This is a genomic window from Clavibacter davisi, from assembly GCF_052751415.1.
In genome coordinates this window covers 1,300,124-1,321,645 of record NZ_CP199882.1, presented here as the reverse complement: position 1 = coordinate 1,321,645, position 21,522 = coordinate 1,300,124, and the positions used below count along the sequence as shown (strand labels likewise).

The 21,522-nt window shown below is 75.5% G+C and carries 22 protein-coding genes; 14 read left to right on the top strand and 8 right to left on the bottom strand.

Annotation, left to right across the window (positions count from 1 at the left end; genetic code table 11):
• Positions 1 to 65 precede the first annotated feature (65 nt).
• The 4 genes from nirB to ACU4ZT_RS06295 all read left to right on the top strand — a co-directional run bounded on the left by nirB (position 66) and on the right by ACU4ZT_RS06295 (position 5,287).
• The gene (gene nirB / locus ACU4ZT_RS06310) at positions 66 to 2,720 is read left to right on the top strand and encodes a nitrite reductase large subunit NirB (protein WP_081235166.1); all 2,655 of its coding nucleotides are present in this window, start codon (positions 66 to 68) and stop codon (positions 2,718 to 2,720) included.
• A gap of 3 nt (positions 2,721 to 2,723) precedes the next feature.
• Positions 2,724 to 3,788 carry a uroporphyrinogen-III C-methyltransferase gene (cobA, locus tag ACU4ZT_RS06305; protein ID WP_445338393.1) on the top strand — a complete coding sequence of 355 codons (1,065 nt, stop codon included), beginning with the start codon at positions 2,724 to 2,726 and terminating at the stop codon, positions 3,786 to 3,788.
• A 20-nt stretch (positions 3,789 to 3,808) separates the two neighbouring features.
• Positions 3,809 to 4,936: a uroporphyrinogen-III synthase gene (locus ACU4ZT_RS06300; protein WP_063072966.1), complete on the top strand. Its 1,128-nt coding sequence runs from the start codon at positions 3,809 to 3,811 to the stop codon at positions 4,934 to 4,936.
• Positions 4,937 to 5,080: 144 nt separating this feature from the next.
• The gene (locus ACU4ZT_RS06295; RefSeq protein ID WP_131798154.1) at positions 5,081 to 5,287 is read left to right on the top strand and encodes a hypothetical protein; all 207 of its coding nucleotides are present in this window, start codon (positions 5,081 to 5,083) and stop codon (positions 5,285 to 5,287) included.
• A gap of 70 nt (positions 5,288 to 5,357) precedes the next feature.
• Here ACU4ZT_RS06295 and ACU4ZT_RS06290 read toward each other — a convergent pair whose 3' ends face one another.
• A complete protein-coding gene (locus ACU4ZT_RS06290) occupies positions 5,358 to 5,954 on the bottom strand; it encodes an XRE family transcriptional regulator (protein ID WP_063072946.1) in 597 nt (198 codons plus the stop codon).
• 47 nt (positions 5,955 to 6,001) lie between these two features.
• Between ACU4ZT_RS06290 and ACU4ZT_RS06285 the strand changes: the two genes are divergently transcribed.
• On the top strand, positions 6,002 to 6,862 hold the full coding sequence (locus ACU4ZT_RS06285) for a class I SAM-dependent methyltransferase (RefSeq protein WP_445338390.1): 861 nt from the start codon (positions 6,002 to 6,004) through the stop codon (positions 6,860 to 6,862).
• Positions 6,863 to 6,942: 80 nt separating this feature from the next.
• The gene (locus ACU4ZT_RS06280; RefSeq protein WP_270979351.1) at positions 6,943 to 8,703 is read left to right on the top strand and encodes a DEAD/DEAH box helicase; all 1,761 of its coding nucleotides are present in this window, start codon (positions 6,943 to 6,945) and stop codon (positions 8,701 to 8,703) included.
• Positions 8,704 to 8,793: 90 nt separating this feature from the next.
• Here ACU4ZT_RS06280 and ACU4ZT_RS06275 read toward each other — a convergent pair whose 3' ends face one another.
• A complete protein-coding gene (locus tag ACU4ZT_RS06275; protein WP_270979349.1) occupies positions 8,794 to 8,988 on the bottom strand; it encodes a hypothetical protein in 195 nt (64 codons plus the stop codon).
• Positions 8,989 to 9,134: 146 nt separating this feature from the next.
• On the opposite strand from ACU4ZT_RS06275, the gene ACU4ZT_RS06270 reads away from it, so the two are divergent.
• Both ACU4ZT_RS06270 and ACU4ZT_RS06265 read left to right on the top strand, forming a co-directional pair.
• Positions 9,135 to 9,701 (top strand): GNAT family N-acetyltransferase, encoded by a 567-nt coding sequence (locus tag ACU4ZT_RS06270; RefSeq protein ID WP_445338387.1) that lies wholly within the window; start codon positions 9,135 to 9,137, stop codon positions 9,699 to 9,701.
• The gene (locus ACU4ZT_RS06265) at positions 9,698 to 10,558 is read left to right on the top strand and encodes an alpha/beta fold hydrolase (protein ID WP_254654606.1); all 861 of its coding nucleotides are present in this window, start codon (positions 9,698 to 9,700) and stop codon (positions 10,556 to 10,558) included. The genes ACU4ZT_RS06270 and ACU4ZT_RS06265 overlap by 4 nt, the downstream gene beginning before the upstream one ends.
• Before the next feature lie 40 nt (positions 10,559 to 10,598).
• Here the strand turns inward: ACU4ZT_RS06265 and ACU4ZT_RS06260 are convergent, their stop codons facing one another.
• Complete coding sequence (locus tag ACU4ZT_RS06260) at positions 10,599 to 11,915, bottom strand: carboxylesterase family protein (protein WP_445338385.1); 1,317 nt, start codon at positions 11,913 to 11,915, stop codon at positions 10,599 to 10,601.
• Positions 11,916 to 11,992: 77 nt separating this feature from the next.
• Between ACU4ZT_RS06260 and ACU4ZT_RS06255 the strand changes: the two genes are divergently transcribed.
• Positions 11,993 to 12,676: a TetR/AcrR family transcriptional regulator gene (locus ACU4ZT_RS06255; RefSeq protein ID WP_445338383.1), complete on the top strand. Its 684-nt coding sequence runs from the start codon at positions 11,993 to 11,995 to the stop codon at positions 12,674 to 12,676.
• 4 nt (positions 12,677 to 12,680) lie between these two features.
• On the opposite strand, the gene ACU4ZT_RS06250 is transcribed toward ACU4ZT_RS06255, so the two are convergent.
• The gene (locus tag ACU4ZT_RS06250; protein WP_063072939.1) at positions 12,681 to 13,100 is read right to left on the bottom strand and encodes an arsenate-mycothiol transferase ArsC; all 420 of its coding nucleotides are present in this window, start codon (positions 13,098 to 13,100) and stop codon (positions 12,681 to 12,683) included.
• Positions 13,101 to 13,294: 194 nt separating this feature from the next.
• Between ACU4ZT_RS06250 and ACU4ZT_RS06245 the strand changes: the two genes are divergently transcribed.
• Complete coding sequence (locus ACU4ZT_RS06245) at positions 13,295 to 13,795, top strand: DUF3817 domain-containing protein (protein WP_270979344.1); 501 nt, start codon at positions 13,295 to 13,297, stop codon at positions 13,793 to 13,795.
• A 6-nt stretch (positions 13,796 to 13,801) separates the two neighbouring features.
• Here the strand turns inward: ACU4ZT_RS06245 and ACU4ZT_RS06240 are convergent, their stop codons facing one another.
• From ACU4ZT_RS06240 to ACU4ZT_RS06230, 3 genes are all read right to left on the bottom strand, one after another.
• Positions 13,802 to 14,500 (bottom strand): YitT family protein, encoded by a 699-nt coding sequence (locus tag ACU4ZT_RS06240; protein WP_270979342.1) that lies wholly within the window; start codon positions 14,498 to 14,500, stop codon positions 13,802 to 13,804.
• Between the two features lie 120 nt (positions 14,501 to 14,620).
• Positions 14,621 to 15,397 carry a hypothetical protein gene (locus ACU4ZT_RS06235; protein ID WP_445971907.1) on the bottom strand — a complete coding sequence of 259 codons (777 nt, stop codon included), beginning with the start codon at positions 15,395 to 15,397 and terminating at the stop codon, positions 14,621 to 14,623.
• Positions 15,398 to 15,664: 267 nt separating this feature from the next.
• Complete coding sequence (locus ACU4ZT_RS06230) at positions 15,665 to 16,546, bottom strand: siderophore-interacting protein (protein WP_445338379.1); 882 nt, start codon at positions 16,544 to 16,546, stop codon at positions 15,665 to 15,667.
• A gap of 94 nt (positions 16,547 to 16,640) precedes the next feature.
• Here ACU4ZT_RS06230 and lipB point away from each other — a divergent pair, with 94 nt between their 5' ends.
• The 4 genes from lipB (at position 16,641) to ACU4ZT_RS06210 (ending at position 20,768) form a co-directional block, all read left to right on the top strand.
• Entirely contained in the window at positions 16,641 to 17,342 is a 702-nt protein-coding gene (gene lipB / locus ACU4ZT_RS06225) for a lipoyl(octanoyl) transferase LipB (protein WP_270979336.1), read from the top strand.
• Positions 17,339 to 18,331: a lipoyl synthase gene (lipA, locus tag ACU4ZT_RS06220; RefSeq protein WP_445338377.1), complete on the top strand. Its 993-nt coding sequence runs from the start codon at positions 17,339 to 17,341 to the stop codon at positions 18,329 to 18,331. The genes lipB and lipA overlap by 4 nt, the downstream gene beginning before the upstream one ends.
• Before the next feature lie 128 nt (positions 18,332 to 18,459).
• A complete protein-coding gene (locus ACU4ZT_RS06215) occupies positions 18,460 to 19,053 on the top strand; it encodes a PadR family transcriptional regulator (protein ID WP_445338375.1) in 594 nt (197 codons plus the stop codon).
• Positions 19,050 to 20,768 (top strand): ABC1 kinase family protein, encoded by a 1,719-nt coding sequence (locus ACU4ZT_RS06210; protein WP_445338373.1) that lies wholly within the window; start codon positions 19,050 to 19,052, stop codon positions 20,766 to 20,768. Before ACU4ZT_RS06215 ends, ACU4ZT_RS06210 begins: the two co-directional genes overlap by 4 nt.
• A gap of 35 nt (positions 20,769 to 20,803) precedes the next feature.
• Here ACU4ZT_RS06210 and ACU4ZT_RS06205 read toward each other — a convergent pair whose 3' ends face one another.
• On the bottom strand, positions 20,804 to 21,370 hold the full coding sequence (locus ACU4ZT_RS06205; RefSeq protein WP_445338371.1) for an AAA family ATPase: 567 nt from the start codon (positions 21,368 to 21,370) through the stop codon (positions 20,804 to 20,806).
• Positions 21,371 to 21,522 lie beyond the last annotated feature (152 nt).

Below are 21,522 nucleotides of genomic sequence, written 5' to 3'. Positions count from 1 at the left end.
CGGGGGCAACGGCCCCGAAACGGGCCCTGCCTAGCGTGGGAGGACACCCGAGGAGGAGGTCCGTCATGAGCGCACCAGCTGCCACGCCGCCCGACCCGCACGCCGTCCCCCTGCGCGCCGACCAGGCCCCGACCACGGGGCCCGACGGCATCCGCCGGGTCGTCGTCGTGGGCGGCGGTCCCGCGGCGCACCGGCTCGCCGAGTCGCTCGCCTCCCGCGCGGACGCGTCGTCGCCCGACCTCCGGGTCACCGTGGTCGGCGACGAGCCGCACCTCCCCTACGACCGCGTGCAGCTCTCGAAGCGCCTCGCCGGCGAGGTCGACCTGACCCTCGGCGAGGCCGCGTTCTGGGACCACGTCGCGCTCGACTGCCGTCCCGGCCGACTCGCCACGCGCATCGACCCGGCGGCCCGCACGGTCTCCCTCGACGACGGCGCGGTCCTCCCCTACGACGAGCTCGTGCTCGCGACGGGATCCTCCGCGACCGTGCCGCCCATCGACGGCGCCGCGTCCGGCCGGGTGTACCGGACGCTCGCGGACGTCGCCGACCTCGTGGCCGAGATCGCGCGCTTCCGCGAGAGGAACGGCCGGCCCGCGAACGTCGTCACGGTCGGCGGCGGCCTCCTCGGGCTCGAGGCCGCGGGCGGCGTGCACGCCCTCGGCGCCCGCTCGGCGGTCGTGCACTCGGGCCGCTGGCTCATGTCGTCCCAGCTCGACGAGGGGGCGGGGCAGGCGCTCGGGCGCATCGTCCACGGCCGCGGCATCGAGCTGCACCTCGGCGTCCGGCCCACCGCGATCCTCACGACGCCGACCGGCCGCGTGACCGGGGTGGCGCTCACCGACGGGCGCACGATCTCCGCGGACGTCGTCGTGTTCTCCATCGGGATCACGCCGCGCGACGAGCTCGCGCGCGACGCCGGGCTCGAGCTCGGCCCGCGGGGCGGCGTCGCGATCGACGCGGCGTGCCGCACCTCGGCCCCGCACGTGTGGGCGATCGGCGAGGTCGCCGCGGTCGACGGCGTGTGCGTCGGCCTCGTGGCGCCCGCGAACGCGATGGCGGAGACCGTCGCCGACCGCATCACGGGCGGCGAGGCGGTGTTCCCCGGCATCGACGACGCGACGAAGCTCAAGCTCGCCGGCGTGGAGGTCGCGTCCTTCGGCGACGCGATGGGCCGCTCGGAGGGCGCGCTCGAGGTCGTCTACGCCGATCCCGCCCGCGGGCTGTACCAGAAGATCGTCATGAGCGACGACGCGCGGACCCTCCTCGGCGGCGTCTTCGTGGGCGACGCGGCCCCCTACAGCGCGCTCCGCCCGATGCTCGGCCGCGAGCTCGCGTCCGAGCCCGGCGCCTACCTCTCGGCCGCGGGCGCCGAGCCGCCCGCCGCCACCGACCTCCCCGACGACGTGCAGGTGTGCTCCTGCAACGACGTGAGCGCGGGCGACGTGCGGCACGCGGTCCGCGGATCCGACGGCGCCCCCGGCTGCACCGACCTCGCCGCGCTCAAGGCGTGCAGCCGCGCCGGCACCCAGTGCGGATCGTGCGTGCCGCTCGTGAAGAAGATCCTCGACACCGAGCTCGAGGCCGCGGGCGTCGAGGTGTCGCGCGCCCTGTGCGAGCACTTCGCCGTGAGCCGCAGCGAGCTGTTCGAGACCGTGCGGATCCTCGGCCTCACCTCCGCCGCGCAGGTGTTCGAGCGCCTGGGGTCCGGCCTCGGCTGCGACGTCTGCAAGCCCGTGGTCGCGTCCGTGCTCGCCACCCAGACCAAGGGCTACATCCTCGACGCCGGCCAGGGGCCGCTGCAGGACACCAACGACCGGGCGCTCGCGAACATGCAGAAGGACGGCACGTACTCGGTCGTCCCGCGCATCCCGGGCGGCGAGATCACGCCCGCGAAGCTCAAGGTCATCGCGGAGGTGGCCGAGCGGTACGACCTCTATACGAAGATCACGGGCGGCCAGCGCATCGACATGTTCGGCGCCCGGCTGGAGCAGCTGCCGGAGATCTGGCGGATCCTCGTCGACGCCGGCTTCGAGTCCGGCCAGGCGTACGGCAAGGCGCTCCGCAACGTGAAGTCGTGCGTGGGATCCACGTGGTGCCGCTACGGCGTGCAGGACGCCGTCGCGATGGCCGTGCACCTGGAGCTGCGCTACCGCGGCGTGCGCTCGCCGCACAAGTTCAAGATGGGCGTCTCCGGCTGCGCGCGCGAGTGCGCCGAGGCGCGCGCCAAGGACATCGGCGTGATCGCGACCGAGACCGGCTGGAACCTCTACGTCGGCGGCAACGGCGGCTTCACGCCCGCGCACGCGCAACTGCTCGCCAAGGACCTCGACGACGCCACCCTCATCCGCTACATCGACCGCTACCTCATGTACTACGTGCGCACGGCCGAGCGGCTCCAGCGCACGGCGCGCTGGCAGGAGGAGCTGGAGGGCGGCCTCGAGCACGTGCACCAGGTGGTCGTGGAGGACTCGCTCGGCATCGCCGAGGAGCTCGAGCAGGCGATGGCGCTGCAGATCGACGGCTACGAGGACGAGTGGGCGGCGACGCTCGCCGACCCCGACCGGCTCCGCCGCTTCCGCTCGTTCGTCAACGCGCCGACCACGCCGGACCCGTCGCTCGCCCGCGTCGAGGAGCGCGGCCAGAGGAGGCCCGCCTCCCCGGAGGAGCGCGACGGATCCGTCATGCTGTCGGGACCGTCCATCCCCGTCCGGAAGGTGTGAGCCGTGCCGATCCCCCTCGATGTCCAGGGCCGCCGCGTCGTCGTGGTGGGCGGCGCCGACGCCACCCGCCGGATCACCGCCCGGATCGCCGCGGACGGCGCCCACGTGGAGCTCGTGCCCGACCACGCCGCGTGCGCGGCGCTCGACGCGGCGGCCCTCGACGGCCGGCCGCTGCCCGACCTCGTGCTGTGGGTGGAGGGCGACGCCGTCCGCCGCGCCGCGGTCGCCGAGGCCTGCCGGGCCGAGCGCGTCTGGTTCCAGGTGGCCGAGGGCATCGCGCCCACGCCGCTCGGGCACGTGACGCTCGTGGGCGGCGGCCCCGGGGATCCGGGCCTCATGACCGTCGCGGCGCGCGCCGCCCTCGCCGAGGCCGACGTCGTGCTGCACGACCGCCTCGGCCCCACCGACGACGTGGCGGCGTTCGCCCCGGGCGCCGAGCTCGTCGACGTGGGCAAGACCCCCGGGCACCACGCCGTGCCGCAGCGCCGGATCGAGGAGCTGCTCGTCGAGCACGCGTCCCGCGGCCTCCGCGTCGTGCGCCTCAAGGGCGGCGACCCGTTCGTCTTCGGGCGCGGCGGCGAGGAGGTCATCGCGTGCCGGGCGGCCGGCGTGCCCGTGACCGTCGTGCCCGGCGTCACGAGCGCCGTCGCGGTGCCCGCCGCCGCCGGGATCCCCGTCACGCACCGCGAGGTGAGCCGCGCCTTCACGGTGGTCTCGGGCCACGTGCCCTTCTCCGAGGACGAGCTCGCGCACCTCGTGGGCCTCGGCGGCACGCTCGTCGTGCTCATGGGCGTGAACACGCTGCCGCACCTCGTGGCGGGGCTCCAGCGGCACGGCATGCGCGCCGACATGCCGCTCGCCATCGTGGAGCGCGGCTACGCGATCGACCAGCGCACGACGGTCACCACGGTCGCGGGCGTCGCCGGGTTGCTCGGCACGGTGGCGCCGCGCTCGCCCGCGGTCATCGTCGTGGGCGAGGTCGTGCGGGTGCCCGGCTGGGCCGAGGAGGCCGCGGCCGCCGGGCACGCGCCGTGGGAGGATGAGCGCCGGGCACGGGCGACGCCGTGACCGCCGAGGGAGCGCCCGCCATGACCGGATCCGACGCCGAGCCCGGCTTCCGCCCCGACCAGCTCGAGGGCTTCCGCATCGCCGTCACCTCCGACCGGCGCTCCGAGGACCTCATCGCCGCGTTCGAGCGCCGCGGCGCCGACGTGATGCACGCGCCCACGATCCGCATGACCGGCGTCAGCGACGACTCCGCGCTCGAGGCGGAGACGCGCGCGATCATCCGGGCCCGGCCCGGCATCCTGCTCGCCACGACGTCCTACGGCATCCGGCGCTGGTTCGAGGCCGCCGACGCCGCGGGCATCGGCGACGAGCTCACCGAGGTCCTCGCGGGGGCGCGCATCCTCGTCCGCGGCCCCAAGGCGCGTGGCGCCATCCGCGCCGCCTCGCTCGACGACCACGGCATGAGCGAGCGCGAGACCACCACGTCGCTCGTCGACCTGGTGCTGCGCGGCGACGTCGACGGCGTGACGGTGGCGGTGCAGCTGCACGGCTTCACGGATCCGGTGCAGCTCGCGCGCCTGGAGGCCGCCGGCGCCCGCGTGCTCACGGTCGCGCCCTACCGCTGGACCGTGCACGAGGACTCCGCGCGCGTGCTGCGGCTCGTCGAGACGGTGTGCACGGGCGGGATCGACGCGGTCACCTTCACGAGCGCGCCCGCCGTCGAGGCCCTGTTCACGACGGCGGACGCGGCCGGCCGGCTGGAGGACCTCCAGGAGGCGCTCCGGACGATGGTGGTCGCGGCGGCCGTCGGCCCGGTGACGGCGGCGCCGCTCGTGGAGGCGGGGATCCTGCCGATCACGCCCGACCGGTTCCGCATGGGGGCGCTCATCCGGCTCGTGTGCGCGCACCTCGAGGAGGCGGGCGTCCAGCGCGTCGAGACCCGGCACGGCGCGATCGAGCTCCGCGGACGCCTGGTCGTCATCGACGGCGAGCGCGTCGCCCTGAGCCCCGTGCCGCTCGCGCTGTTCCGCGCCCTCGTCGCCGCGGAGGGCGCGACCGTGCCCCGCCGCGTGCTCGCCCGCGCGACGCCGGAGGTGCTCGACGACCACGCGGTCGACGTGGCGATCTCGCGGCTGCGGCGGTCGCTTCCCGACGGCGGCATCATCCAGACCGTGATCAAGCGCGGGTACCGGCTCACCACCGTCTGAGGCGCGGCTGGTCCTCGCGGCCCGGCGCATCTCCTGCCGCGGGAGGAGGTGCGGGGGTCGCCAGGAGGACGCGCGCCGGATCCCGGTCCGCGAGCCTGGGGGCACCGCCCGCCCGGGCGGTGAGATCAGGAGGATCCCGTGCCCGTGTCCGTCGCCCCCACCGCCGCCCTCGTCGCTCCCCGCGCGGCCGTCCCCGTCGTCGTCGCCCCGCTCCCGGGCGATCCGACCTGCGTCGCCTTCGCGGGCGGCGCCGACGCCTTCCGTCACGCCGGCACGCGCAGCCTCGCGGTCGACCTCGCCCCATCGCGGGCCCCCGCCGTGGACCCGGCCGCCGCCGCGCTCGCCGCCTGACGCGCAGGCGCCGCCGGTGCCCGTGCCCTCGGGGCGCCGTCCGAGGCCCCGGCGGACCCGCCCCCGGGGGCTAGGCTCCCGCGGCGCCCGCCCCGGTGGTCGCGAGGTGCGCCCGCTGCCCGTCGCGGTCGAGGATCGTGAGCACCTCCGTCACGCCGCGGTGCGCGCTGATGGCGTGCGGCACCATCGTCGAGAACTCGGCCGCGTCCCCGGCCTCCACGAGGATCGTCCGCTCCCCCAGCTGCAGCCGCGCCGTGCCCGACAGCACCGTGAACCAGTCGCGCCCGGGATGCACGCCGAGGTCCTCCACGGGGAACGGGCGCCGCGGCGTGAGGCGCATCTTCGCGACGAAGACGCCCGACGCGGTGCCGCCGCCGCGCGACAGCACCCACGTGGTGCGCCCGGCCTCGACGTCCTTCTGCGGCCGGATCACGACGTCGGCGTCGTCCCCGGACTCGATGAGCTCGTCGAGCGTCGTGTCGAGGGCCTTCGCGAGCGGCACCAGCTGGTCGAGGGCGATGCGGCGGTGACCCGTCTCGATCCGGCTGAGCGTCGAGGGGCTGAGGAAGCAGCGCGCCGCCAGCACGTCGAGCGACCAGCCGCGCGCCTCGCGGAGCCCCCGGATGCGCTGGCGGACGAGGGCGTCGACATCGGTCTCTTGCGTCATGTGCAAGATCTTATGCGCTTCGAGCACCAGCCCGCGAGCATGGGTCCATGCCCCACCACCACGCGCACGCCCCCGCCGACCCGTCGCTCGCCGCCCTGCTCGACCTCGACGCGCGCATCCTGCACCGCCACCTCCTCGAGCTGACCACGTGGGTCCGCTCCCTCGCCCGCGACACCGCCGGCCGCGTCGTCGTCGACCTCGGTGCCGGGACGGGCACGGGGTCCGTCGCGCTCGCCCGGCGCTTCGACCGGGCCGAGGTGGTCGCCGTCGACGCGAGCGAGGCCATGCTCGCGCGCGTCGCCGAGCGCGCGGTCGTCGACGGCCTCGCCGACCGGATCCGGCCCGTCCTCGCCGACCTCGACGACGCCTGGCCCGCGCTCCCGCCCGCCGACGTCGTCTGGGCCTCGCTCGTGCTGCACGAGGTGCGGGATCCCGCGGGGCTCCTCCTCCGCATCCGCGACGGCCTCGCGCCCGGCGGCCTCGTCGCCGTCGTGGAGATGGACGGCCCGCCGCGCTTCCTGCCGGACGGCGTCGACCTCGGGCCCGGGCTCGGCGGCCCGGGCCTCGTCGACCGCCTGGACGACGCCGTCACGCACGGCGGCACGGGCGGCCCGTCGCACCCGGACTGGGCCCCGTGGCTCCGGGACGCGGGGCTCGTCGACGTCGAGACCCGCGTCCTCCGCATCGACACCGACCCCGCGGATCCGATCGCCGCCGCCGCGACGCTCCCCTCCGCCCGCGCGTGGCTGACGCGCGTCCGCGACCGCTCCGCCGACCGCCTCGCCCCCGCGGACGTCGCGGCGCTCGACGCCCTCCTCGACGCGGACGGGCCGCGCGCCCTGGCGCGCATCCCGGGCCTCCGCCTCCGCGGCACCCGCACCGCGTACGTCGGGCGCCGTCCCCGCTGACCGTCCCTCCCCGCCGACCGCGCGTCCCCGGATCCGCCCGGGTGGGGCGCGACGACCCCCGGACCCCCTACCGTTGAGGCATGAGCACTGACGACACCGCATCCACCCCCGACGCGGACGCCGCCCCCCGCACGACCTTCAGCGACCTCGGCCTGTCCGACCCCGTTCTCAAGGCCCTCAAGGACGTCGGCTACGAGACCCCCTCGGCCATCCAGGCCGCCACCATCCCCTCCCTCCTCTCCGGCCGCGACGTCCTGGGCGTCGCGCAGACCGGCACCGGCAAGACGGCCGCGTTCGCGCTGCCGATCCTCTCCAACCTCGACGTCTCGCAGAAGACCCCGCAGGCCCTCGTCCTCGCGCCCACCCGCGAGCTCGCGCTCCAGGTGTGCGAGGCGTTCGAGCGCTACGCGTCCGGCATGCGCGGCGTGCACGTGCTCCCCGTCTACGGCGGCCAGGGCTACGGCGTGCAGCTGTCGGCGCTCCGCCGCGGCGTGCACGTGGTCGTCGGCACCCCCGGCCGCATCATGGACCACCTCGACAAGGGCACCCTCGACCTGTCGCAGCTGAAGTTCCTCGTGCTCGACGAGGCCGACGAGATGCTCAAGATGGGCTTCGCGGAGGACGTGGAGACCATCCTCGCGGACACCCCGAAGTCGAAGCAGATCGCGCTGTTCTCGGCCACGATGCCCGCGCAGATCCGCCGCATCTCGGGCAAGTACCTGCAGGACCCCGAGGAGATCACGGTCAAGAACAAGACCACGACCTCCGCGAACACCACGCAGCGCTACCTGATGGTGTCGTACCCGCAGAAGGTCGACGCGCTCACCCGCATCCTCGAGACCGAGAACTTCGAGGGCATGATCGTGTTCGTCCGCACGAAGAACGAGACGGAGACGCTCGCCGAGAAGCTCCGCGCCCGTGGATACGCGGCCGCCGCCATCTCCGGCGACGTCGCGCAGGCGCAGCGCGAGCGCACGGTCGAGCAGCTGAAGTCGGGCAAGCTCGACATCCTCGTGGCCACCGACGTCGCGGCCCGCGGGCTCGACGTCGACCGGATCAGCCACGTCGTCAACTACGACATCCCCATCGACACCGAGTCGTACGTGCACCGCATCGGCCGCACGGGCCGGGCCGGGCGCAGCGGCGCGGCGATCAGCTTCGTCACGCCGCGCGAGCGCCGCCTCCTCACCGCCATCGAGAAGGCCACGCGCCAGCCGCTCACCGAGATGCGCATGCCGAGCGCGGAGGACGTGAACGTCACGCGCCTCACCCGCTTCGACGACGCGATCACCGCCGCGCTCCAGGATCGCGAGCGCCTCGACGCGTTCCGCGACATCGTGGGCCACTACGTGAACCACCACGACGTCGTCGAGTCCGACGTGGCCGCCGCGCTCGCGATCGTGGCGCAGGGCGACACGCCGCTCCTGCTCTCGGCCGACGACCTCCGTCCCCCGCGCGTCGAGCGCGAGCGCCGGGACGACCGCCCGGGCCGCGACGGCGACGACCGCGGCGAGCGCCGGGCCCGTCCCGCGCGCGGCAGCGGCAACATGGCCACGTACCGCATCGACGTCGGCCGCCGCCACCGCGTCGAGCCCCGCCAGATCGTCGGCGCGCTCGCCAACGAGGGCGGCTTCAGCCGCGAGGACTTCGGCCACATCGACATCCGCCCGGACTTCTCGCTCGTCGAGCTGCCGGCCGGCCTGCCTCAGGACCGCCTCGACAAGCTCGCCAGCACGCTCATCAACGGCCGGCCGATCGACATCCGGCCCGACCGCGGCGGCCCCCGTGCCGCCGAGCGCGGCGCGGCCCCCGAGCGCCGGGGTCGCAAGCCCCGCGACTGATCCGCGTCCGCACGTGCGACGGCCCGTCCCCTGCTGCAGGGGGCGGGCCGTCGTGCATGCGCCAGGCGCGCCTTCGGACGCGCGTCGCCCTCAGCGGTCCGTCCGCCTGCGCTGGACGAGCCGCACGAGGACGTAGGTCATCCCGATCCCCGTGGCCGCGAAGCACAGGCCCCGACCGCGGACGTCCTCGAAGTCCGAGGTCGCGAGCAGGATCACCCCCGCGATCTCCAGCCCCGCGGCGATCACGAGGGTCGTGGTGAACAGGATCCGGTGTCGCGTCGTCATCCCGACCGCGTTCCCTTCGTCGCCCGACGGCCGAGCGCCGTCGAGGGAGATGATGACGCAGGACCCGCCACCCGCGTCAGCGCACGCCCTGCGTGCGCGCTCCCGCCGCGACGGTCCGTCATCACGCCCTCCGCTAGCGTGGCGCGATGGACGCCGTCACCCTCCGCACCCCGCGCCTGACGCTCCGGCCGCCCGCGCTCCACGACGTCGATGCGATCACGGCCGCGTGCCAGGACCCGGCGATCCAGCGCTACGTGCCCGTGCCCGTCCCGTACACGCGCGACGACGCGCTCTCCTTCGTCTCCGCGTTCTGCCCCGCCGACTGGGCCTCGGGCGAGCGCCTCACCTGGGCCGTGCTCGACGGCGACGCGCTCGTCGGCACCGTGGGACTGCACGCGATCGCGGACGGCGGGGCCGAGATCGGGTACTGGCTGGCGCCGGGAGCACGTGGTCACGGGATCATGCGCGAGGCCGCGGCCTCGGTCGTCGAGCACGGGTTCGACGCGTCCGCCGGTCTCGGGCTCGTGCGCATCGGCTGGCGCGCCTATGCCGGGAACACCGGATCCGCCGCGGTCGTCCGCGCGCTCGGCTTCCGCTTCGAGGGGGTCGTCCGCCTCGGTGCGATGGGTCGCGAGGGCCGGGAGGACGACTGGCTGGCGGGGCTCCTCGCGACAGACGACCGGACGCCGCAGCCGTGGCCCGTGCTCGCGTGACCACCGGCTCCCTCGGGCGCGAGGCCACGGTCACGACTCCGGACGGCCGCCGCCTCCGCGCGATGGTCGACGGCACCGGCGACGACCTCGTGGTCCTGGAGGCGGGCCTCGGCGGCAGCGGCCTCACCTGGGGCCTCGTGAACGGGATCCTCGCCCGCACCCACCGCGTCGTCGCCTACGACCGGGCGGGCCTCGGATCCAGCGACCCGGATCCCGCGCCGCGCGACCTCGACCGCCTGGCCGACGACCTGGAGGCGGTCATCGCCGCGTTCCCGCACCGCCGCCTCGTGCTCGTCGGTCACAGCTGGGGCGGGCCGGTCGTGCGCGTGGCGGCGGCGCGGCGGATCGCGCGCGGCATCGCGACCGCGGGCGTGGTGCTCGTGGACCCCAGCGACGAGCGCGCCCGCTCCTACACGGGACCCCTCGCGCGTGCGGGATTCGCGGCGCAGGCGGCGATGCTCGTGCCGCTCGCGCGCCTCGGCCTGCTGGCGCCGCTGCACCGGATCGCACTCGCGGGCCTGCCCGCGCCCCTCCTCGCGGCCGCCGTCGCCGCGGCCGGCTCGGTCACGGCCGCGCGCGCCACCTCGGCCGAGCAGCGACACCTCCTGCCGGGCCTCGCGGCGCTCGCCGCGCACCCCGGGGCGTCGTCGACGCTCCCCGGAGTGCCCGTCCGCGTGATCTCCGGCACGGCGTCCGGCGCGCTCACGCGGCGGCAACGCGCCGACCTCGTCGGCGCGCACCGGGCGTCGGCGGCAGCCGCGGCGGACGGCGCGTGGATCCCGGCGCCGCGGTCCGAGCACATGGTGCCGGTGACGGATCCGGACGTCGTCGCCGCGGCCGTCTCCGCCCTGCTCTGACGCCTCCCCTGGGAGCCCGGCGCACGCAGGGGACCCCGCGTCAGCCGTCGACGCGCCGCAGCTCCAGCACGCCCGGGATGAGCTGTCGGGTCGGGATCCGCCCGCGCGCGAAGTCGCCCCACACCTGCCGCACCCGGCGGGCGTCGCGCTGGACGCCCTCCCACGGCGCGCCCGCCAGTAGCCCCGCGCCGCGCCACGCCTCCTCGTCGCCGAACAGGAGCCGCAGGTCGACAGTGTGCGCGGCGCCGAGCGGGCTGCCGGGGGCCGACCAGCGGATCACGTAGCAGTGCGCCGTGCCGCCCGCGCGCGCGTGCCGGCGGGCGAAGCGGAGGCCAGGGACGCCGTAGATGATGCCCGTGACGCCCGCGACCGCCGCCCGCCGCACGAGCGGGCCCACCACGGGCACGCGGGTGAGGCGCGCGAGCCACGGGACGTCGGGCAGGAACAGCCGCGCCTCCTCCGCCGTGTGGCCGATGAGCACGTCGACGCGGGGCGCCGCGCGGTCCCAGGCCGCGTCGAGGTCCGACTCGCGCGGCAGCGGCGCGTGGCCGTACTGGGTGCCGAAGGGCATCGCGCCGATGAGGCCGTACGGCGCGGCGACGCGCTCGACGGCGGGCTGCCGCGCGACCACGTCCTCGACGGGCATGTCCGCCGTGAGTCCGCGGGAAGCGCGCGCCATGGCCGCGTTCATCCGCCGCCGGCCGCGGGAGATGCCGAGGGGTGCGCTCTGCACGATCGCGCGGCGGAAGAGCCCTGCGGCCTCCGGCAGCGCCATCAGGTGCGCGACCGCGTCGCCTCCCGCCGACTGCCCGAAGGCCGTCACGCGGTCGGGGTCGCCGCCGAAGGCGCGGATGTTGCGAGCGACCCAGCGGAACGCCTCCAGCTGGTCGAGCAGCCCGAGGTTCGCGGGGCGGCCCGCGCCGTCGCCGAGGTAGCCGAGGAGCCCCAGCCGGTAGGTGACGGTGACGACGACCACGCGCTGCTCCGCGACGAGGGGCGCCGGATCCATGATCGGGACGTCGCCCGCGCCCGCGACGTACGAGCCGCCGTGGATCCAGACCATCACGGGCAGCCCCGCGTCCGGCGAGGCGTCGCGCGGCGTCGTGACGGAGACGCGGAGGCAGTCCTCGTCCACCCGGAGGCCGGCGAAGTCGCCGAGCACGGCGTCGAGCTCCGCCATGGGCACCTGCGGGCAGGCCGGGGACCACTCCGTCGCCTCGAGCGGCGTGCTCCAGTCGGGGTGCGCGACGGGCGGGGAGAACCGGTCGGCGGTGGCGTACGGGATTCCGGTGGCCCGCGCGACCTCGCCGTCGGCCCAGCCGACCACGGGGCCGCAGGGCGGCGTGAAGGGGCGCATTCGGTCGACGCTACCGTTCGCGGCGCGTTCGCCGGGCCGCCCGCGGACAGCCGGGATGCCGGTGCTACCGTGACGCCATGCCCCGCCTGATCGACCGCGCGCGTCGCGAGGACGAGCTCGCCGAGGCCGTCTGGCGCGTCATCCGCCGGCACGGCGCGAGCGGCGTCTCCGTGCGCACGGTCGCCGCCGAGGCGGGCCTCAGCACCGGGTCCCTGCGGCACTCGTTCCCCACGCGGATCGAGCTGATGGCGCACGCGACCGCGCTCGTCGGCCGCCGGGTCGCCGCCCGCACCGCGCGCCGCCGCACCGAGCCGGACGTCCGCCGCCGCACGGTCCAGGTCCTCGCCGAGCGGCTCCCGCTCGACGACGAGCGCCGCGCGGAGGCCGAGGTCACAGCCGCGCTGCACGCCGACGCGGCGTCGCACCCCCGGCTCCGCGAGGTGCGCCGGGCCGCCCACGCCGCCGCGCGCGAGACCTGCCTCACCCAGCTCGCGCAGCTGCGGGCCGCCGGCCTGCTGCGGCCGGACGCGGATCCGGACGACGAGGCCGACCACCTGCAGGCGCTCGTCGCGGGGCTCGCGCTCCAGCTCCTCGTGCACGAGCCGGATCCCGCACAGCACGCCCGCGCGCTCCGCCTGCTGGAGCGGCACGTCGACGCGCTCGTCGCGCGGCCGCGGGCGGAGCGGGCCGACCGGGCCGACCGGGCCGACCGCCCGTCGGGGCGCGCCGACGACGACCGCGGCCGGGCCCCGACGCGCTGAGCCCCTAGGCCGCGCCGCCCAGCCGGCCGCGGAGCTCCGTGACGCGCGCGCGGATGTCGTCGCGCACGAGCCGCATCCGCTCCATCCCGTCGATGCCGCGCTCGGACGGCTCGTCCGTGATCCACGTCTCCACCGCGACCCCCCGGTCGCCGTCCACGTGCGCCTCGGCGCCGAGCACGACCACGAGGTCGGCCGCGCGCACCATGTCGTCCGTGAGCGGCTTGGGGCGCTCGTCGCCCACGTCGATGCCGAGCTCGGCGAGCGACTCCACGGCGAGCGCGTTGAGGTCGGTCCCGGGATCCGTGCCGGCGGACGACACGTGCACCGCGCCGTCGCCGTCGTGCCGCATGAGCGCCGCGGCGAGCTGGGACTTGCCGCCGTTGCGGGCGCAGACGAACACGACGTGCGGGGCGCGGTCGGGCATGGGGCCTCCGGGGCTCGGGCGGGTAACGGGAGCCGGCTGATCCGGCCCCTCGATCCTGCCATCCGCCGCGGGTCGCGGCGCGCGGGCGGACGGCGTCCCCAGCATCCGCCCGGAGGGCATCCGTACCCTGGTGACGACCCGCTCCGCTCCGAGGGGATCCGCACCGGATCCGCCGCCCCGCCCCGGAAGGCCCCATGACGCACACTCCGCACGCCGACGCCGCCCGCCCCGACGCCGACGCCGACGGGCGTCCGGGGTCCGCGTCCTCCCCCGCCGGATCCGGCGCCGTCGCCCGCCTCCTCCGCGGCACGCGCGACCGCTCCGACCGGCCGTCGCGCCTCGGCCGCCTCTTCGCCGTGGTCGCGATCGTGGAGGCCGTGACCTGGACGGGCCTGCTCGTGGGCATGTTCCTCAAGTACGTCACGGAGACCACCGAGCTCGGCGTCTTCGTGTTCGGCCGCCTGCACGGCGCCGCGTTCGTGCTCTACGTCATCGTCACGGCCGTGGCCGCGATCCGGCTCCGCTGGGGCTGGAAGGCCGCGCTCCTCGCGGGCGTCGCAGCGATCCCGCCCCTCGCGACGCTGCCGCTCGAGGTCGGCCTGCGCCGCCGCGGCTACCTGCGCCACCCCGCGGACGACGCGGACGACGCGCACGACGCGCACGCGCGTCCGGACGCGGCCCCGCCCGCCGGCTGATCCCGCTCAGACCCCGGTGTAGCGCCCCGGCCGGTGGTTGAGCGCGAGCACGAGGTTGAGCAGCACCGCGCCGACCGCCGACCAGACCACGCTCTCGAGCTCCACGACCGTGAGGCCCAGCAGGATCACGATGACGTCGAGGATCATCTGCGCGTACCCGGCCCGGAAGCCGAGCCGCTCCTGCACCACGAGCGCCACGATGTTGAACCCGCCGAGGCTGGATCCGTGGCGGAACACCACCAGCAGCCCGATCCCCACGAGCAGGTTCCCCGCGAGCACGCCGTAGACGGGCTGCAGGTCGAGGCTCGTCACCATCGCCGGGTGCAACGTCGAGAACAGCGACACGAGACCGACCGAGATCACCGTGCGGATCGTGAACCGCCAGCCCTTCTTCCACACGGCGAGCGCGAAGAACGGCGCGTTCACGACGAAGAACAGCACGCCGAACGGCAGCACGCCCGTGTAGCTCAGCAGCAGCGCGAGCCCGGCGGTGCCGCCCGTGACGGCACCGCTGTCGCGCAGCAGGAACAGCCCGAACGACGCGACGAACGTGCCGGTGAGGATCCCGAGCACGTCCTCGATGACGGAGTGCGGGATCCCGGCGACGGTGTCCGGGACGGTGATGAGGCTCTCGTCCGGAGCCACCTCCCCCACGCCGCCCGCGTCGGCGGGATGGTCGTTCGGGCGGGATGCGGCTGCGCTCATGGCGGGCTCCGGGGTGGGGGGACGAGGACGCGTGCGACCGGTCGTGCCAGCTCGCGCGCCTGCCCAGCATGCCGGATCCGCGACCCGGCGCACGACCCCGCTCTGGTCGCCGGCCGTGGGTCAGACGGATCCGTCGATGCGCTCTTCTCGCGCCATGCGCGACAGGACCCTGTGGAATCGGTCCCACGGCACGCGATGTCCGTCGGCGAAGACCACGCCCACCGAGACCGGGATCCCCATCAGCGAGGACCGCATCCACGACGACTCGGACCCGTCGAAGCGCTCGAGGATGCCCGGCAGATGCCTCTTCGGGAAGTCGACCAGCTCCGTGGAGGAATCGCCCAATTCGATCTCGATCGTCGAGCCGCCCCCGTAGCCGATCGACAGGTCCTCACCGTGTCGGCGACCATGCAGGCGCCAGCGATCGTGCTCGGTGCACTCCGTCACCGAGCGGCGCACGAGCGGCGCGAACTCGGAGCGGAGAGCGGCGATGTGATCCGCCGTCCTCGGCACCGCGACGGGGCTGGTCGTGCGGCCAGGGCCGAGCGCTGCAGCCTCCCTCGCCAGGACCGGGGTGCCGTCGCCGAGACTCAGATACTGCCACCTCCACGGCGCGGCGCTCCGAGCGGTGAAGAGCATCTCCACCCCCAGGAGCGACACCAGGGGCTCGAGCTCGGACCGCGTGAGGCCCCGGGCCGTGTGCACCCCCTCGCCGACGGTGACGTCGAACTCGCCGTCCGTCACGGCCACGATGCAGAGCGATTGCCGGTGCGCGTCATCGCGGAGGACCCATGTCACCGGATCCTCGATCCACTCATCGACGTCCGGGCTGAGGGTGGGGCGCAGGCTGCGGACCAGGTCCTCCAGATCATCCCCACCGTCCCGGCTCGTCGTCACCGCCGTCCCCTCATGACACGCTTCCCCGTCGACAGGTGGTCGTGGAGATGCCTCGGCCCACCACCCGCGGAGTGGCGCGCCTTCCCGGAACGGCACGCTCCCGCCGCCGCTCCGACCCGTGCGTCCGAGGTCTCCCGCATCGTCCCGATCCTCACCCCGTGGAGTCGGCCCTCGCCTCGGGACCATGCCTATGGGATCACGACCGGAGCATGTCCCGCGGGATCAGACCACATCCGAGCCGGTCGGACGCGCCGACCCGGGATGCCGTCAGTCCGCGAAGATCGCCCCCACCGGCTCCCTCTTCTCGGCCTGGAACCGGTCCTCCGCGCGGCCGAGCGCCCAGTAGGCGGAGAGCGAGAGGGCGCGGCGGTCGATGCCCCAGCCGTCCTGGAGGAGCGCGCGCAGCTCCTTCATCGCGCCGCGCTCCCCGTGCGCGAAGACCTCGACCTCGCCGTCGGGCCGGTCGAGGGCGCGCGCCGCGGCGACGAGGGGCGCGCCGGGCAGCGCGTCGGGCTGTCGCGAGCGGTGGATCCAGCGCACCTCCACGCCCGCGGGACGCTCGAGCGGGAGCTCGTCCGCGACGCCGTCGACCTCGATCAGCGCGACACCGTGCGCATGGGCGGGCATGGCGGCGAGCGCCGCGGCGATCGCGGGCACGGCGGAGTCGTCGCCGAGGAGCACGCGCGTCACGTCCGCGTCCGCGCTCGGTCGGAACATGCCTCCGGGGCCGCTCGCCGCGATCAGGTCGCCGGGCTGCGCGGACGCCGCCCACGGTCCCGCGAGCCCCTCGTCGCCGTGCACGACGAAGTCGATCGCGCAGGTGCCCGCCGCCGCATCCGCGTGCCGCAGCGTGTAGGTCCGCACCGCCGGGAGCGCCTCGGGCGGCAGGCTCGCGCGGAGGGCGGGCAGGTCGAACGGCGGCGTGACGCCGGATCCGGGCTGCGGCAGCATCAGCTTCACGTAGGCGTCGGTCGCGGCCAGCCGCTCGGGCACGGCCTCCGCCAGCAGCGTGCGCGTCCCCTCCCCGCCGAGGTGCACGCGCACGAGGTGCGGTGCGAGCCGCTCCGTGCGCATCACCTCCAGCACGTGCGGCGACCGCGGAGCGCGGGCGGGACGGTCGGGGACGGCGGGTGCGGCGGTGTCGGTCATCGGTGTCGATCCTCCGCCCCGCGGGCCTCCCCCGCAACGCGACCGGTCCGCGCGGTCCCTCGCCTCGCGGGAGCCGCGCACCTATGCTGACCCCGTGGTCGACATCGTCGTCACGGGGCTAAGCGCCAACTCCGTGCCGTACATCGAGGCCCTCGAGCGTCAGCGTGCCCTGCATGCCGACGTCGTCGCGGGCCGGGCGCAGGACACCGTCATCCTCCTCGAGCACCCCTCGGTCTACACCGCGGGGAGGCGCACGGAGCCGACGGACAGGCCGCGCGACGGCACGCCCGTCGTCGACGTCGACCGCGGCGGCCGCATCACCTGGCACGGCCCGGGCCAGCTGGTCGGCTACCCGATCGTGCGCCTGCCGGAGCCCCTCGACGTCGTGGCCCACGTGCGCCGCCTCGAGGACGCGCTGCTCGGCCTCCTCGCCGAACTCGGTGTCGACGCCCGCCGGGTCGACGGCCGCTCCGGCGTCTGGGTCCGCGGCGCCGCACCCGACGGCACGCCGCGCGACGAGAAGGTCGCCGCCATCGGCGTCCGCGTCGCCGAGCGCGTCACCTTGCACGGCTTCGCCCTCAACTGCAGCAACTCCCTCGACGCCTACGACCGGATCGTCCCCTGCGGCATCCGCGACGCCGGCGTCACCACGATCAGCCGCATCCTCGGCCGCACGGTCACGCCGGCCGCCGTCGTCCCCCTCCTCCGCCCGCACCTGATGCGCGCCCTCGCCCCGAACGGATCCGCCATGACCCCCACCGCTCCCCTCTCCCCCGTCGCCGGGGCCCGCGCATGACCGCCGCCGCCCCCGACGGTCGCCGCATGCTCCGCCTCGAGGTGCGGAACGCGGAGACGCCCATCGAGCGGAAGCCCGAGTGGATCAAGACGACGGCCCGCATGGGCCCCGAGTACCAGGCGCTCCAGCAGCTCGTGAAGACGGAGGACCTGCACACCGTCTGCCAGGAGGCCGCCTGCCCGAACATCTACGAGTGCTGGGAGGACCGGGAGGCCACGTTCCTCATCGGCGGCTCCCAGTGCACGCGCCGCTGCGACTTCTGCCAGATCGACACCGGCAAGCCCGCCGACTACGACACCGACGAGCCGCGCCGCGTCGCCGACTCCGTGAAGCGCATGGGCCTCCGCTACGCGACCGTCACGGGCGTCGCCCGCGACGACCTGCCCGACGAGGGCGCGTGGCTGCACGCCGAGACCGTGCGGCGGATCCACGCCGACAACCCCGGCACGGGCGTCGAGATCCTCGCGACCGACTTCTCCGGCGACCCCGACCTGCTCGCCGAGGTGTTCTCCTCCCGGCCGGAGGTCTTCGCGCACAACGTCGAGACGGTGCCGCGCATCTTCAAGCGCATCCGCCCGGCGTTCCGGTACGAGCGCTCGCTCGACGTGATCACGCAGGGGCGCGACGCCGGGCTGATCACCAAGTCGAACCTCATCCTCGGCATGGGCGAGACGCGCGAGGAGGTGTCGGAGGCGCTGGCCGACCTGCACGACGCCGGCTGCGACATCATCACCGTCACGCAGTACCTGCGGCCGAGCCCCCGGCACCTGCCGGTCGCGCGCTGGGTGCGGCCGGAGGAGTTCGTGGAGATCAAGGCGGAGGCCGAGGCGATCGGGTTCCTCGGCGTGCTCGCCGGCCCGCTCGTCCGCTCCTCGTACCGCGCCGGTCGGCTGTGGGCGCAGTCGATGAGCGCGAAGGGCCGGGCGCTGCCCGCCGGTCTCGAGCACCTCGCGGATCCGTCGCGCCGCTTCGCGCAGGCCGTCGGCTGACCGCGTCCGTCCCTCCCGGGGCCGCGGACCTGTCGGCTCCCTGACGAACCCGCCCCTCCCGGGTCCGCGGCCAGGTGCGCGCCCTATCGTCGGAACCACCGCGCACGTCCCACAGCTAGGAGCTCGTCATGGCCGCATCGTCCCCGACCGCAGGATCCGCATTCGGAGACGCCGCCGACGGCGTGTGGCAGGCCATGGAGTCGCTCCGCGCCCGCTTCGAGAAGCGCGATGCCGGCACGGCCGGCCACGACCCCGGCCACCGGCTCGGCCACGGCCCGCAGGACGTGCGTCACGCGGTCCTCGCCCTCCTCGCGGAGGAGCCCATGCACGGGTACGCCCTCATCCACGCGATCTCCGAGCGCACCGCGGGCGCCTGGACGCCCGACGCCGGTGCCGTGTACCCCACGCTCCAGCTCCTCGCGGACGAGGGCCTCATCGCCGCGGAGACCACGGACGGGCGCAAGGTCTGGGCGCTCACCGAGGCCGGCCGCTCGACGGTCGCGCGCGACGGCATCACCGCGCCGTGGGCCGGCTCCCCCGACGCGCACGACCACGACGCGCAGGACCGCCGCGACCGCTCCACCCTCCCCAAGGCCGGTCTCTCGCTCGCGCAGGCCGCCGCGCAGGTGCAGCGCTCGGGCACGCCGGAGCAGGTCGCCGAGGCCGCCTCCGAGCTCGACGCGGTGCGCCGCCGCCTCTACGCGATCCTCGCCCGGGAGTGACCGCGGCCACGGCCGGCGCCGCACCCGGGACGGCTCCCGAGGGCGACGCCCCGGAGACGCGCGCCCGCTACCGCCGCATCCTCCGCTTCGCCGCCTGGAACCTCGCGGTGACGTGGTGGTACGAGCTGTTCCTCCCCCGCGTCGGCCTCCGGCGCATCGCCGAGCGCACGCGCACCCGCCGCATGAAGAGGTTCGCCCGGCGCTTCCGCGTCCTCGCGGTCGAGCTCGGCGGCCTCATGATCAAGGTGGGGCAGTTCATGTCGTCGCGCCTCGACGTGCTGCCGCCCGAGATCACCGCCGAGCTCGAGGACCTGCAGGACGAGGTGCCCGCGGTGCCCTTCCCCGAGATCCGGGCGCTCGCGGAGCGGGAGCTCGGCATGCCGCTCTCCGAGGCGTTCGCGTGGGTCGACGAGACGCCCGTCGCGGCCGCCTCGCTCGGCCAGGCGCACCGCGCGATCCTCGGCCCCATCGACTCCGCCGACACCGGCCTCACGGGCGCGGTCATCAAGGTGCAGCGGCCGGGCATCGACGACATCGTCCGCATCGACCTTGCGGCGCTCCGCCGCATCGGCGGCTGGCTCACGCACGTCCGCCTCGTCTCCGACCGGGTCGACGCGCCCGCCCTCGTCGAGGAGTTCGCCGAGACGAGCCTCGAGGAGATCGACTACCTGCACGAGGCCCGCAGCTCCGCGCGCTTCCAGGACATGTTCCGCGCCGACGCCCGCGTGGCCGTGCCGGAGATCGTCTGGGAGCGCAGCACGCGGCGCGTGCTGACGCTCGAGGACGTCACGGCCATCAAGATCACCGACCACGCCGGACTCCTGGCCGCGGGCATCGACCCCGTCGAGGTCGCCCCGGTGTTCGCGGCCGTCATGTTCGACCAGCTCTTCGCCGACGGCTTCTTCCACGCGGATCCGCACCCCGGCAACGTCTTCGTCACGCCCGTCACGGACGGCTCGGTCGAGCAGGGCTGGACCCTCACCTTCATCGACTTCGGCATGATGGGCGAGGTCCCGCCGAGCGCGCGCCGGGGCCTCCGCAAGATGCTCATCGCCGCGGCCTCGCGCGACGGGAAGGGCCTCGTCGACGCGGCCCGCGACATCGGCGTGCTGCTCCCCTCCGCCGACACCACGCAGCTCGAGCTCGCCATGACGCGCCTCTTCGCCCGCTTCGGCGGGCTCGGCTTCGCGGAGCTGCGCGAGGTGGACCCGCGGGAGTTCCGCGCGTTCGCCGAGGAGTTCCAGGAGGTGGTGCGCACCCTGCCCTTCCAGCTGCCCGACGACTTCCTCCTCATCATCCGCGCCATGTCGCTCACCTCGGGCGTCTGCAGCGCGCTGGATCCGCGCTTCAACCTCTGGGACTCCGTCGAGCCGTACGCGCAGCGCCTCATCCGCGAGGAGCGCGGCAACGTGGTGCGCGACCTCGGCACGCGCGTCTCCGACACCGCGAGCACGATCGCGCGCCTGCCCGGCCGCCTCGACGCGCTGCTGACCCGCATCGACGAGGGCGCGCTCCCCATCAGCGACCCCACGCTCGAGCGTCGGGTGGGCGCCCTGGAGCGCACCCTCCGCCGGGCGATCTCCGCGCTCGTGTTCGGCGGCCTCCTCGCGGGCGGCGTGCTCGTGCGCCCTGACGACGAGGTGCTCGGCACGGTGCTCCTCGTGGTGTCCGTCATCCCGCTCGCCCAGGCGCTGCTCCCCGGCCGCCGCCGCTGACCGCGCCCCCGGCGAGACCCGGTGGGCGTCCGCCCTCAGCGGGCCATGAGGTCCAGGAGCTCCACCAGCGCACGACCACCTTCGCGGCCGTCGACGGGATGCGCAGCGAGGGGTCCGCGGACGACATGGCGCAGACGCTCGGCGAGGACCTCCAGGTGCTCGGCACCGCCTGCCCGGTCCAGCGCCTCGCCCACCACCCGGGCGAGCGACGGTCCCCGCCCCTCGCCGGCGACCCGCCGCCGCCGCGCCAGCCTCCGTCGGCACTCGTCCTCGGGCACGTCGAGCAGCACGTGGATCGCCCGACCGCCTGCGCGCCTGGCCTCGTCCGCGAAGGCCAACAGCTCGTCGGCGTCGTCGAAGAGCTGCGGGACCACGACCGTGCCCCCGCCCGCCACCACGGTGCGGACGATCGACCGCGCGACGGGGCGCACGGTCCGCCCCGCCCCGGCGAAGTCGTCCGCCCAACCGCCGACGGAGGTCCGGAGATCGTCGACGTCGAGGAGGAACCACCCGGCCCGCGCGTCCACCAGCTGCCGCGCGAGCGTGGACTTGCCGCTGCCCGGCAGGCCGTTGAGGAACACCGCGGTGCCCGGTCCCTGCACGTTCGACCCCCGCTCGTCACGGCCTCGGAGCCGGCCGCCGCGGCGCGCACGATGGAGGCGTCGTCACGAGACCCTAGCGGGGGATCCGCCGAGCGGCGATCCACGCGGACGGCATCCGCCCCATGGCACCGGAAGGAGTCCGGGCAAAGCAG

What these genes read in the sequence shown, in the direction of transcription:
- nirB (WP_081235166.1), top strand. Translation starts at nt 66, where the DNA reads ATGAGCGCACCAGCTGCCACGCCGCCCGACCCGCACGCCGTCCCCCTG.
- ACU4ZT_RS06300 (WP_063072966.1), top strand. Translation starts at nt 3,809, where the DNA reads ATGACCGGATCCGACGCCGAGCCCGGCTTCCGCCCCGACCAGCTCGAG.
- ACU4ZT_RS06290 (WP_063072946.1), bottom strand. Translation starts at nt 5,954, where the DNA reads ATGACGCAAGAGACCGATGTCGACGCCCTCGTCCGCCAGCGCATCCGG.
- ACU4ZT_RS06285 (WP_445338390.1), top strand. Translation starts at nt 6,002, where the DNA reads ATGCCCCACCACCACGCGCACGCCCCCGCCGACCCGTCGCTCGCCGCC.
- ACU4ZT_RS06280 (WP_270979351.1), top strand. Translation starts at nt 6,943, where the DNA reads ATGAGCACTGACGACACCGCATCCACCCCCGACGCGGACGCCGCCCCC.
- ACU4ZT_RS06275 (WP_270979349.1), bottom strand. Translation starts at nt 8,988, where the DNA reads ATGACGACGCGACACCGGATCCTGTTCACCACGACCCTCGTGATCGCC.
- ACU4ZT_RS06270 (WP_445338387.1), top strand. Translation starts at nt 9,135, where the DNA reads ATGGACGCCGTCACCCTCCGCACCCCGCGCCTGACGCTCCGGCCGCCC.
- ACU4ZT_RS06260 (WP_445338385.1), bottom strand. Translation starts at nt 11,915, where the DNA reads ATGCGCCCCTTCACGCCGCCCTGCGGCCCCGTGGTCGGCTGGGCCGAC.
- ACU4ZT_RS06255 (WP_445338383.1), top strand. Translation starts at nt 11,993, where the DNA reads ATGCCCCGCCTGATCGACCGCGCGCGTCGCGAGGACGAGCTCGCCGAG.
- ACU4ZT_RS06250 (WP_063072939.1), bottom strand. Translation starts at nt 13,100, where the DNA reads ATGCCCGACCGCGCCCCGCACGTCGTGTTCGTCTGCGCCCGCAACGGC.
- ACU4ZT_RS06245 (WP_270979344.1), top strand. Translation starts at nt 13,295, where the DNA reads ATGACGCACACTCCGCACGCCGACGCCGCCCGCCCCGACGCCGACGCC.
- ACU4ZT_RS06240 (WP_270979342.1), bottom strand. Translation starts at nt 14,500, where the DNA reads ATGAGCGCAGCCGCATCCCGCCCGAACGACCATCCCGCCGACGCGGGC.
- ACU4ZT_RS06230 (WP_445338379.1), bottom strand. Translation starts at nt 16,546, where the DNA reads ATGACCGACACCGCCGCACCCGCCGTCCCCGACCGTCCCGCCCGCGCT.
- lipA (WP_445338377.1), top strand. Translation starts at nt 17,339, where the DNA reads ATGACCGCCGCCGCCCCCGACGGTCGCCGCATGCTCCGCCTCGAGGTG.
- ACU4ZT_RS06215 (WP_445338375.1), top strand. Translation starts at nt 18,460, where the DNA reads ATGGCCGCATCGTCCCCGACCGCAGGATCCGCATTCGGAGACGCCGCC.